The sequence below is a fragment of the Paenibacillus darwinianus genome (assembly GCF_000598065.1).
In the GTDB taxonomy this organism is placed as follows: Bacteria; Bacillota; Bacilli; order Paenibacillales; family Paenibacillaceae; genus Paenibacillus_I; species Paenibacillus_I darwinianus.
Genome location: NZ_KK082160.1, coordinates 70199 through 80282, shown reverse-complemented (window position 1 = coordinate 80282; position 10084 = coordinate 70199). Strand labels below are relative to the sequence as shown.

The following is a 10084-nucleotide window of genomic DNA, read 5'->3' as shown; positions in this document are numbered from 1 at the left end:
CGCCGCCCCGCTGCTGCTGGGCAAGCTGATGCGGCTCGCCGGCGCGGACCTCGTCCTCTTCCCTTCCCCGTACGGATCGGTCGTCATGCCGAAGGAAGAGAATCTGGCCGTCAGGAACGCACTGCTGGCTGAATCGGTGCCGGAACGGACAAGCTTTCCCGTGCCGTCGGCAGGCATTCACCCAGGCCTCGTTCCGCTCATTATGAAAGACTTCGGCAGCGAGGTCGTCGTGAACGCGGGCGGCGGCGTGCACGGCCACCCGCTCGGCGCGGCCGCTGGAGGCCAGGCGTTCAGGCAGGCGATCGACGCCACGCTGCAGGGCGAGCCGCTGCAGGCCGCTGCGGAACGCCATGAAGCGCTGCGCGCCGCAATTGATGCATGGGGGGTCAGAGAATCATGACAGACAGCAAAGCGCGCGTCATCTTCTGCGATTTCGACGGCACGATTACCGTCAACGACAACATTGTCGCGATCATCCGTCACTTCAACCCCGAGGGCTGGAAGGCAATCGTCGACGACATCGTCGCCCAGCGCAAAACGATCCGCGAAGGCGTGGGCGAGCTTTTCCGCCTTTTGCCGACTTCTATGCAGAAGGAGGTCATCGAGTACGCGATCGGCAACGCCGTCATTCGCGAAGGCTTCGCGGAGCTGCTGCGCTTCTGTCAATACGAGTCGATCGACTTCTATGTCACGAGCGGCGGAATCGACTTTTTCGTCTATCCCTTGCTTGAACGGTTTGGCATTCCGCGCGATCATATTTACTGCAACGCCAGTGACTTCTCCGGCGAGCGGATCGAGATTACCTGGCCCCACCCGTGTGACGAGCACTGCGCTAATGACTGCGGCATGTGCAAAACGACGATCATGCGCCGTTTTCCGGCCGACCGGTACGAGCGCATTCTGATTGGCGACAGCGTCACCGATTTCGAAGGCGCGAAGCAGGCGGACGTCGTTTTCGCCCGCTCCCACCTGATCGATAAATGCAAAGAGCTTGGCGTCCCTTACATTCCTTACGAATCGTTCTATGATGTAATCGACGCCCTGGAAGAAAGGACGGCTGCCTCCATATGAGCTTTCAACCGATCACAACCGAAGACAAAGCGCGCGCGTTCGACGAACTCCGCGAGATCAAATCGCTGTTCGCATCACGGGGCTGGTTTGCCGGCACAAGCGGCAATCTTTCGGTCCGTGTCGGCGACTATGCGCCGGAGCAGTTCCACTTTGCTGTTACGGCAAGCGGCAAGGACAAGTCCAAGGAAACGCCCGAGGACTTTCTGTTCGTCGACCAGACCGGCAAGCCTGTGGAAGCGACGGGGCTGAAGCCTTCGGCGGAAACGCTGATCCACTGCGAGATATACAGGCAGACTGGCTGCGGCGCCATTTTCCACGTTCATACCGTATTTAACAATCTCGTTTCGGAACGGTTCTGGGAACGCCGCTCGGTGCCGGTCGACGGCGTCGAGCTGATCAAAGCATTCAATATTTGGGAAGAAGAAGCCCATATCGACATTCCGATCGTCTCCAATTACGCCGAAATTCCGCGTATCGTCCCTGAGGTAATTGAGCGACTGGACTCGCGTATTCCCGGCATTCTGCTGCGCAAGCACGGCATCTACGCCTGGGGAGCCAACGCCTTCGAGGCGAAGCGCCATATCGAAGCGTTCGAATTTCTGTTTGAATATGTGTACCGGTGGGAACTGCTGAACGCAGGCGTTGCCGGAAAATGAAGCCTTCCGCATAAGCGGAGGTGAAGAAAGGCCGGGAGGCGCGCCATATGCGGCGCGCCTCCCGGCCTTTGCTGCAAGCGAGGTTGAGGATCAAGACGGCGCGGGCCGCACTTTAAATCAAAAAAAACCGAGCCGCCCTCGCGGACGCTCAGCTTTTTCCTCCGTTTCGAAACCGTCCGGCATGCGCGCGCGCTTCCTCCACATTGGTCACGCGGTTCCGGCTCCATTCCAGCAGGATTCTGTCAATGTACCGAAAATGGAGCTTGCCCGCAAATACTGCCTCCTTCAAGGCGAAGCGAATCAAATCCTCGGGATACCGATCCGTGTCGAGCCAGCCTCCGATCGTCTCCAGCTCCATCGGCGAGAGCGGCCGGCCGAACTCCTGCTCAAACACCGAGAAAACATCCTGGGCGGCCGGCTGGCGTGCCGGTTCATCATAGACCGAGACTGACGGAGGTGCGACCGGCGCTTGCGTTCCCCGTCCGGTGAAGGTCACCATCCATTCGGCCGTCTTCACGATCCAGCCGTGCCAATTGTATACCTCCGATTGCACGCCCGATACCGGATCGAACATCTCGTCAATGGTCAGCAGCTTCTCCTTGAGCAGCTTTTGCAGCATCTGTCCAACCGCCTTGGCGCCGATTCCCATTACTTCGCCCAGCTGCTCCGGTGTAGGAAAGCCGTTGTTATCGGCCTGTCGGTAAACCGCCAGCTGGATGAGCAGCACAAGCTCGGAATCCGTCAAGCCGAGGCGCCTGTAGCCTCGCAGAAGCGAAGCGGGCAAGTAGACCCCTCCCTCTGCCATCGCGGCGGCCACTCCCCGTACAAACGGCTCACGTTCCATATCGTTCACTTCCTTCCCTCCCAAGTGACTTCGGCTGGCGCTTCGACCGTTCGGCGAACCATTGTTTCAGTCGCCGGTCAACGAAATCATTCTCCGGCGGCCGTCTCTGCGGCAGCTGCGGACAGACGGTACGTGTCCCGCGCGATGATCAGCTCCTCGTTTGTCGGCACGACCAGCACGCGGACGGCCGAGCCTGGCGCCGAGATGACACGCGCCTGCTTCGAGCGCTGTGCATTCAGCTCATCATCCAAGCGGAGGCCGAGGAATGTCAGACCGTCGCAAACCGCCTTGCGGAGGGCAACCGAGTTTTCCCCGACGCCTGCGGTAAACACAAGCGTGTCTACCCCGTTCATCGCCGCCGCATAGGACCCGATATATTTGCGAAGCCGATATGTGTACATGTCAAAAGCGAGCTTTGAATTTTTATCGCCGTCCTCCATCCCTTCGACGATTTCGCGCATGTCGCTGCTCACGCCCGAGATCGCCAGCAAGCCGGAGTGCTTGTTCAGCATCGAGTTGACCTCGCTGAGCGTCAGGTCCTCCTTGTTCATCGTGAACGGCACGATCGCCGGATCGAGATCGCCGCTGCGCGTTCCCATCATAAGTCCCTCAAGCGGCGTAAGCCCCATGCTCGTATCGACCGATTTGCCGCCCAGGATGGCCGTGCAGCTGGCGCCGTTGCCGATGTGGCAGGTGATCATTTTCAACGATTCGAGCGGCTGCTCCAGCACCTTCGCGGCCTGCTCGCTCACGTAGTTGTGCGATGTGCCGTGAAAACCGTAGCGGCGGATTTTGTGCCTGCGGTAGAGCACCTTCGGAATCGGATACAAATAAGCGACATCCGGCATCGTCTGATGAAAAGCGGTATCGAAGACGACCGCCTGCGGCACGCCCGGCAGGTTTGCTTCGACCGCGTTGATCCCCATCATGTGAGCCGGATTGTGAAGCGGCGCAAGATCGAACAAATTGCGGATTTCCAGCTTAACCTCCGCGTTTACCAGCACCGATTCCTTGAACGTCTCCCCGCCATGTACGACGCGGTGGCCGACGGCGTCAATGTCCGTCATGGCCCCGATCACCCCATGCTGCGGCGAAACGAGCAGGTCGATGACCCGCTTCACGGCGGTCACGTGATCAAGAATCTCCTGGACGTCGCGCACCTCCGGCTTGTCCGCCGGCTCATGCGTGACGATCGAAGAATCCATGCCGATCCGTTCCACCCTGCCGCTGGCCAGCACAGATTCGTCCTTCATGTCGTATAATTGATATTTCAGCGATGAACTGCCCGCATTGATGACAAGTATTTTCATGCCCTGTCCCCATCCTTGTCGTATTTGAAAAAGCCGCCGCCCGTTTTGACGCCCAGATGGCCCGCTCGGACCATTTTCTTCAGGACGATCGACGGCCGGTATTTAAGCTCGCCATATTCGCGGAACATGCGCTCAAGAGCGGCCAGAACCGCATCGAGCCCGAAGCGGTCGGCCATTTCGAACGGACCGTTCTGGAATGAATAGCCGATCCGCATCGCGCTATCAATATCCTCGGCCGAGGCGACGCCCTCCTCCAGCACGTGCAGCGCCTCATTGATGAACAGGCAAATGAGACGGGTCGTAACGAAGCCCGGCGATTCGAACACCATGACGCCTTTCTTCTCGATGACTTGCTCGACAAAATGCTTCGTCTTGCCGAATGTGGTGTCGGACGTTTTAAGCCCGCGCACGATTTCAACCAGATTGGTCTTGATGACGGGATATACGAAATGCATGCCGATCACCCGCTCCGGATGCGCGGTTACGCTGGCCAGCTCCGTCAAGCTGAGCGTGGACGTGTTGCTTGCCAGAATGACGTCCGGATTGCAGGATCGGTCAAGCTCTTCAAAAATCGTTTTTTTCAAGTCCAGGTCCTCGGTAATCGTCTCGATCACGATTTCGCATTCCTCCAGACCGGACAGCATATCGACAGGTCTGATGCGGCTGAGCACGAGCTTTTTCTCTGCCTGCGTCAACGCCCACTTCTCAATTTGCTTATCAAGGCTGTTCGCAATTTGCTGTAAAGACTGCTGCGCCTGCTCCGGCGAGCGCTCCACCAATTCGACATCCAGACCTTTGAATGCCAGCATTTCTGCGATTCCTTGTCCCATTGTTCCTGCGCCTACGACTCCGACTTTGCGGATCGTCATGGATGTTCACCTGCTTTGCCATTTTTTTCGGGTACACGAGCTGTAAAGTCCTCTACATTATACCTTACCCCGAACACAAAAAAGAAGGCGTCCGCGCGGACGCCCTTCTCTTGTCATAATTTTGTAACGTTTGGCTCGCAATCGGACATCGAACGCTGCCGCCCGTCAGGCGCTTTGAGCCTGCCCGGCGCTTTGCAGAAACGTGCGGAACTGATCGCCGCTCAGCGTTTCCTCCTTCATCAGGACATCCAGGGAGCGCTCGAATACCGGCCGATTCTCGTTCAGCAGTGCTTTTGTGCGTTCCATCAGCGCATCCAGCGTTCCGCGCATGACCGCCGCCCATTCTTCGGGCGTAATCATGCTTTTGTCGACGATGCCGAGCTCGGTAAGCCCGGACTCGGCCATCGTGCGCACGATGTTCATCGCCTGGTCGAAATCACCGCGGGAGCCGGTGCTGCGCGAGCCGTAGTACAGCTCTTCGGCTGCGGCCCCGCCGAGCGCGATCATGATTTGGGCTTCCAAATATTCGCGCGTGTATAAATATTGCTCCTGCTGCGGGTTATGGCGAACATAACCCATCGCTTGCCCGCGCGGCGACAACGCTACGGTCGACACGCTGCCGGGACGGACGAGCTCTGCGGCGATGGCGTGGCCAAGCTCGTGCAGCGCGATGCGCTCCCGCTCTTCCTTCGACGCTTCGCGGTCCGTTTTCTCGCCCATCATCACCTTGTCGATTGCCATCGACAGATGTCTCTGCCCGATTATGTCGCTCTGCTCGCGCATCGCATAGATCGCAGCTTCATTCATCACGCTTTCCAGCTGGGCGCCAGAGAAATTGAACGATTCCTCGGCGATTTTGTTCAAATCGACAAGATCATCCAGCGGCTTGTTGCGGGCATGGATCGTTAAAATGTGGCTGCGACCCTTCTTGTCCGGCAGATCAACGCTGATATGACGGTCGAAGCGTCCGGGGCGAAGCAGTGCGCTGTCGAGCGTATCTTTGCGGTTGGTTGCGGCGATCAGCAGCACGCGCGGCGTGTCATTTGTGTGAATGCCATCCATCTCGGTAAGCAGCTGGTTGAGCGTCTGGTCGTACTCGCGGTGCTGTCCCCCGTCCCGTTTGCCGCCGATCACATCGATTTCATCGATGAAAACGACCGCACTGTCCTTGCCGCTTTTCTGCGCTTTCTGCCGCGCCTCGTTAAACAGGTCGCGGATGCGGCTGGCGCCGACACCGACATACATTTCCACGAATTCGCTGCCTGAAGCCGCGACGTACACGGAATCCGAATAAGTTGCAGCCGCTTTGGCGAGCAGCGTTTTGCCCGTCCCCGGAGGGCCTGTCAGCAAAATCCCTTTCAGCGGACGGATGCCGAACTTGATGATTTCCTCCGGCTTGACGATGAAATCGAGCGCTTCGATCAATTCCTGCTTGGCGCGCTCCTGGCCTCCGATCTCCTCAAAGGAGAGCGGCGCCGGAGCACGGCTGACCGTTTTGCGGCCGCCGGCCGCCTTCGCCAAGCTGCCGCCCTTCGTGCGCAAGGCGTATAGCAGCAGCCCGACGAATACCGCTCCGAACAACAGCGGTACGACGTTTACACCCAGAAAAACCATGAAAGCAACTATCACAGGCACAAGGCCGATGGCGATTTCCTTCGCATATTTAAGCATTCGGCCATCCCCCCATTGTCTCCGGAATTCTTGGCAGGATGACGAATTTAACGGCACCGTTCAACCGCAGCGTCAAATACACATTGGTTTCGTCCATCTCGGTGTCCACCGTCAGTCCTTCATTTTCTTTCATCAGCCTGTCGGCTGCGGCCGGAATTTCCGCATACCGACGGTTTTCCATGGCCTGTGCGAGATCGAACAGCACTGCCGACCAGATTCGCTCCAGCCCGGCATCTTCTTTTTGCTTGATATTTATGACGAGTTCGCGGTTTCCGATCTCGGAGGCGCCTTTTTTACGGATTTGGTTGTAGACCGTTCTCAAATCGGCTTGATCGTCAAGCGCAAGCTCAACCGTAACGGTGTCTTTCGTGAGAACAGGCTTGGCCTCCGCGACGCCTTTCACGCTGGTGATCGTTTGTTTAAGCGGCTTTTCCACAGCAAGATCGGCGTAGGCGAACCAGCCTCCAAACAAAACGGCTCCGGATATGGCAGCCGTCAGAACAATGGGCATCGGACGCAAGTTTTTCATAGCAGTTTAAGCCCCTTTCCAAAGATCAACCGTATCCCTCATCGTGGACACGCTCATATGCATACATCCATCATACATCAATTTTGCTATATCCGAGTATATCATGTTTGGACAGACTTTGAATACTGTAATAAAAATGTAATCAAAAAAACAGGTTTCAACGGACGGAAAGCCGTTTAAACCTGTTCGCGCGTTTTTTTATGATCCGGACGATCTCACCGGCAGCTTATAGGTTACGATGCTGCGGCCGTCCGCAAACCCGTAAAAACCGTAATAATGCCGTTGCACATTCATCTTGCGGCTGTAGTATACTTCCCAAACCTTCTCGCCGTCCAGCAGACCCGGTCTGATGCGGATCAGCTTCGCGTCGGGCAGCTCCCTCAGCACATCCGCTTTCAGTTGCGCCCGCGGGTAGCCGTCCCCGGCTTTCACGGCTTCGGCGCCGTTGTCGGTTACCCAAACGAACAGCCCCTCGCCGGCTTGATCCGTGCCCTGAATCACCCAGGCCGTCTCGTCCCAAACGAATTTGTCTGTCTTGGTCACCTTGGTCAACCGGGTTTCGGCGAGCGCCGTCCGTTCGGCTGCACGCTCTTCCTGCCAATAGCCCGACAGAATCCACTGCATATACAGATTCAACAGAAGCAGGATCAGCACGCCGCCCAGTATACCGAGCACCGTCCATCGCCTCGTCGTCATAAAACCGGGTCGTCTCGCCCTGGCCCTCATATCGCCGAGATCAACCTTTCGTAACAATGCTGCGCTTCAGCGCGGATTTTCTCCTCGTCGAGCCCCGTGCAACGCCGGTTATCCACCACCTGCTCCCCGTCGACCCAGACGTGGCGCACATCCCGTCCGTTGCCTGCGTACACGAGATGGGATACCGGGTCCGTATGTGGACAGAAATGCGGCTGTTCGAAATCAAGCGCAATGAAATCAGCCTTCATGCCGGCCTTCAACATGCCGAGACGGTCCTGCTGCCAGATCGCTTTGGCCCCGTAGACGGTTCCCATGCGCAGCGCCTCAAGCGCCGGAACGGCGGTAGGATCGCCGGATACGCCTTTATGGATAAGCGCAGCCAGACGGATTTCGTCAAACATATCGAGATTGTTGTTGCTGGCTGCCCCGTCGGTGGCAAGGCCGACCGTGACGCCTGCCGCCAGCAGCGCCGGGACGCGCGCAACGCCGCTGGCCAGCTTCAGATTGCTCGCCGGGTTATGGGCGACGCCGACTCCCCGTTGGGCCAACAGCGCGATTTCATCATCGGTGAGATGGACGGCATGCGCGACAAGCGACGGTCGCGAGAAGAAGCCTAGCTTTTCGAGATGCTCCACCGGGCGCAGTCCGTACTCACGCACGTTTCGCTCCACCTCGGCCGCCGTTTCCGACATATGCGTATGAAGCGGCAAATCCAGATCATGGGCCGCCTGTACGAACTGCTCGATAAAGCCTGGCGGGCATGTGTACGGCGCATGCGGAGACATAACGGTCGTAATCCGCCCGTTGGCCTTGCCGTGCCAGCTGCGGGCGAATTGCACCGCCTCGGCAAGCTTTTCCCGCTGCACATCCTCCGGGCACAGGCCAATGGCTCCCCGCATCAGCACGCCGCGCATGCCTGATGCTTCAACAACCTGAGCTACCTCATCCATGTGGTCGTACATGTCGACGAACGAGGTCGTGCCGCTTTTCAGCATTTCCAGCGCCGCCAGTGAGGTGCCCCAGCGCACATCCTGCGCCGTATAACGCCCTTCCATCGGCCATATTTTGGTCGTCAGCCATTCCTGCAGCACCATGTCGTCGGCCACCCCGCGCAGCAGCGTCATCGCCGCATGGCCGTGCGTATTGATTAGCCCGGGCATGAACACCAGACCGCTTCCGTTCATCCTGTCCGCCCCGTCGACCAAAGCTCCCGGATGCGCCTCGCCGATATAGGCGATCCGGTCCCCCTCGAGGACAAGATGCCCTTTTACGACCGGCTGTGTTTCGTCCATCGTTACGAACGTTCCGTTCTCAATCCACCGTTTCTTCATTGCGATCCGCTCCGTTTTCCAAGTAATAGGCCAAGCTCAACAGCTCTGTCGTAAAATCCGCGTGGTGGATTCGCACATCCCCCTGAACCTTCAAAATCGCCGGCGCGAAGTTGAGGATGCCCTCAACACCTGCCTGCACCAGCCGGTCCGCCACGTTCTGCGCCTCAGCCGCAGGGACAGTAATAATGCCGATCCGGATTTGCAACTCGTCAACCGTTCGCTTGAGATTCTCGATCGGCTGAACGGTCATGCTGTTGATCCGCGTGCCGATCTTGGACGGGTGCGCGTCGAATACGGCGACGATTTTCATGTTGTCCTTAATATACGTATTATAATTACATAGCGCGTGCCCGAGATTGCCGGCACCGATCAGGCCGACGTTCAGCGGTTGGTCGAGCTTCAGAATGTGGCGAATTTTCTCGATCAGATAGGAGACGTCGTAGCCGATGCCCTTGCGGCCGAATTCTCCGAAATAGGCGAGATCTTTGCGGATTTGCGCCGGATTGAGGTCAAGCTTCTGTCCGAGGTCCTGTGACGAAACCGTTTGTACTTCGCTGCGCAGCAGCTCGTTTAGCACATGCAAATAAATCGGCAGCCGTCTGACGACCGCCTCGGAAATCTTGACCTGCTTCATCGCTCCGCCCCCTCGTCTGTCTGTTCCGCCGGACCCAGCCATTCCCTGATGCGAGGCACGATCTGATCCAGATGCATGTGCTCGATCTTCGGGCCAGGCAGCGAATATAAAAAGTATTTGCCGTAATACGTTTCAATTACCCGGGTATCGTAAATTAGAACGATTCCGCGATCCTGCGCGGTTCTTACCAGCCGTCCAAAGCCCTGCTTAAAACGGATAACCGCCTGCGGTACCGACAGCTTCATGAACGGATTCTGCTTTTCCTTCTGCAGCATTTCGGCCTTGGCTTCGAGCAGCGGGTGGTTCGGAGGCTGAAAAGGGAGCCTGATGATCGCCAGACACGTCAGCGCATCGCCCGGGATGTCTACCCCTTCCCAGAAGCTGCTCGTGCCGAGCAGAACCGAAGACTGCCGCTGCTGAAAACGCCGGGTCAGCTTGCTGCGGCTGCCGCTGTCGACGCCTTGCCCGATCAC

General features: G+C 57.9%; 12 protein-coding genes. 3 read left to right on the top strand and 9 right to left on the bottom strand.

The genetic code is table 11. The features are described from left to right. The 3 genes from BG52_RS08465 to mtnB form a co-directional block, all read left to right on the top strand. Nucleotides 1-400: RuBisCO large subunit C-terminal-like domain-containing protein (locus BG52_RS08465; RefSeq protein WP_036667097.1), on the top strand; the 400-nt coding region annotated here is incomplete at its 5' end. Next, nucleotides 397-1071, top strand: a complete 675-nt coding sequence (locus tag BG52_RS08460) for a 2-hydroxy-3-keto-5-methylthiopentenyl-1-phosphate phosphatase (RefSeq protein ID WP_036582455.1) — start codon at nt 397-399, stop codon at nt 1069-1071. The genes BG52_RS08465 and BG52_RS08460, both read left to right, overlap by 4 nt. Then, nucleotides 1068-1727, top strand: coding sequence for a methylthioribulose 1-phosphate dehydratase (mtnB, locus tag BG52_RS08455; RefSeq protein WP_036582458.1), 660 nt, complete (start codon nt 1068-1070; stop codon nt 1725-1727). The genes BG52_RS08460 and mtnB overlap by 4 nt, the downstream gene beginning before the upstream one ends. 148 nt (nt 1728-1875) lie before the next feature. Here the strand turns inward: mtnB and BG52_RS08450 are convergent, their stop codons facing one another. The 9 genes from BG52_RS08450 to BG52_RS08410 form a co-directional block, all read right to left on the bottom strand. Further along, complete coding sequence (locus BG52_RS08450) at nt 1876-2571, bottom strand: DnaD domain-containing protein (protein WP_036582697.1); 696 nt, start codon at nt 2569-2571, stop codon at nt 1876-1878. A gap of 86 nt (nt 2572-2657) precedes the next feature. Then, on the bottom strand, nt 2658-3881 hold the full coding sequence (locus tag BG52_RS08445; RefSeq protein WP_036582461.1) for an acetate/propionate family kinase: 1224 nt from the start codon (nt 3879-3881) through the stop codon (nt 2658-2660). Then, nucleotides 3878-4750: a 3-hydroxyacyl-CoA dehydrogenase family protein gene (locus tag BG52_RS08440; protein WP_036582464.1), complete on the bottom strand. Its 873-nt coding sequence runs from the start codon at nt 4748-4750 to the stop codon at nt 3878-3880. The genes BG52_RS08445 and BG52_RS08440 overlap by 4 nt, the downstream gene beginning before the upstream one ends. Before the next feature lie 165 nt (nt 4751-4915). Then, nucleotides 4916-6421 (bottom strand): AAA family ATPase, encoded by a 1506-nt coding sequence (locus BG52_RS08435; protein ID WP_036582467.1) that lies wholly within the window; start codon nt 6419-6421, stop codon nt 4916-4918. After that, entirely contained in the window at nt 6414-6950 is a 537-nt protein-coding gene (locus BG52_RS08430) for a hypothetical protein (RefSeq protein WP_036582469.1), read from the bottom strand. Before BG52_RS08430 ends, BG52_RS08435 begins: the two co-directional genes overlap by 8 nt. Nucleotides 6951-7148: 198 nt before the next feature. Continuing rightward, complete coding sequence (locus BG52_RS08425; RefSeq protein ID WP_036582471.1) at nt 7149-7625, bottom strand: cell wall elongation regulator TseB-like domain-containing protein; 477 nt, start codon at nt 7623-7625, stop codon at nt 7149-7151. A 47-nt stretch (nt 7626-7672) separates the two neighbouring features. Continuing rightward, on the bottom strand, nt 7673-8983 hold the full coding sequence (locus tag BG52_RS08420) for an amidohydrolase (RefSeq protein ID WP_036582473.1): 1311 nt from the start codon (nt 8981-8983) through the stop codon (nt 7673-7675). Next, entirely contained in the window at nt 8958-9611 is a 654-nt protein-coding gene (locus BG52_RS08415; RefSeq protein WP_036582476.1) for a redox-sensing transcriptional repressor Rex, read from the bottom strand. The genes BG52_RS08420 and BG52_RS08415 overlap by 26 nt, the downstream gene beginning before the upstream one ends. Beyond that, nucleotides 9608-10084: helicase C-terminal domain-containing protein (locus BG52_RS08410; protein ID WP_036667095.1), on the bottom strand; the 477-nt coding region annotated here is incomplete at its 5' end. The genes BG52_RS08410 and BG52_RS08415, both read right to left, overlap by 4 nt.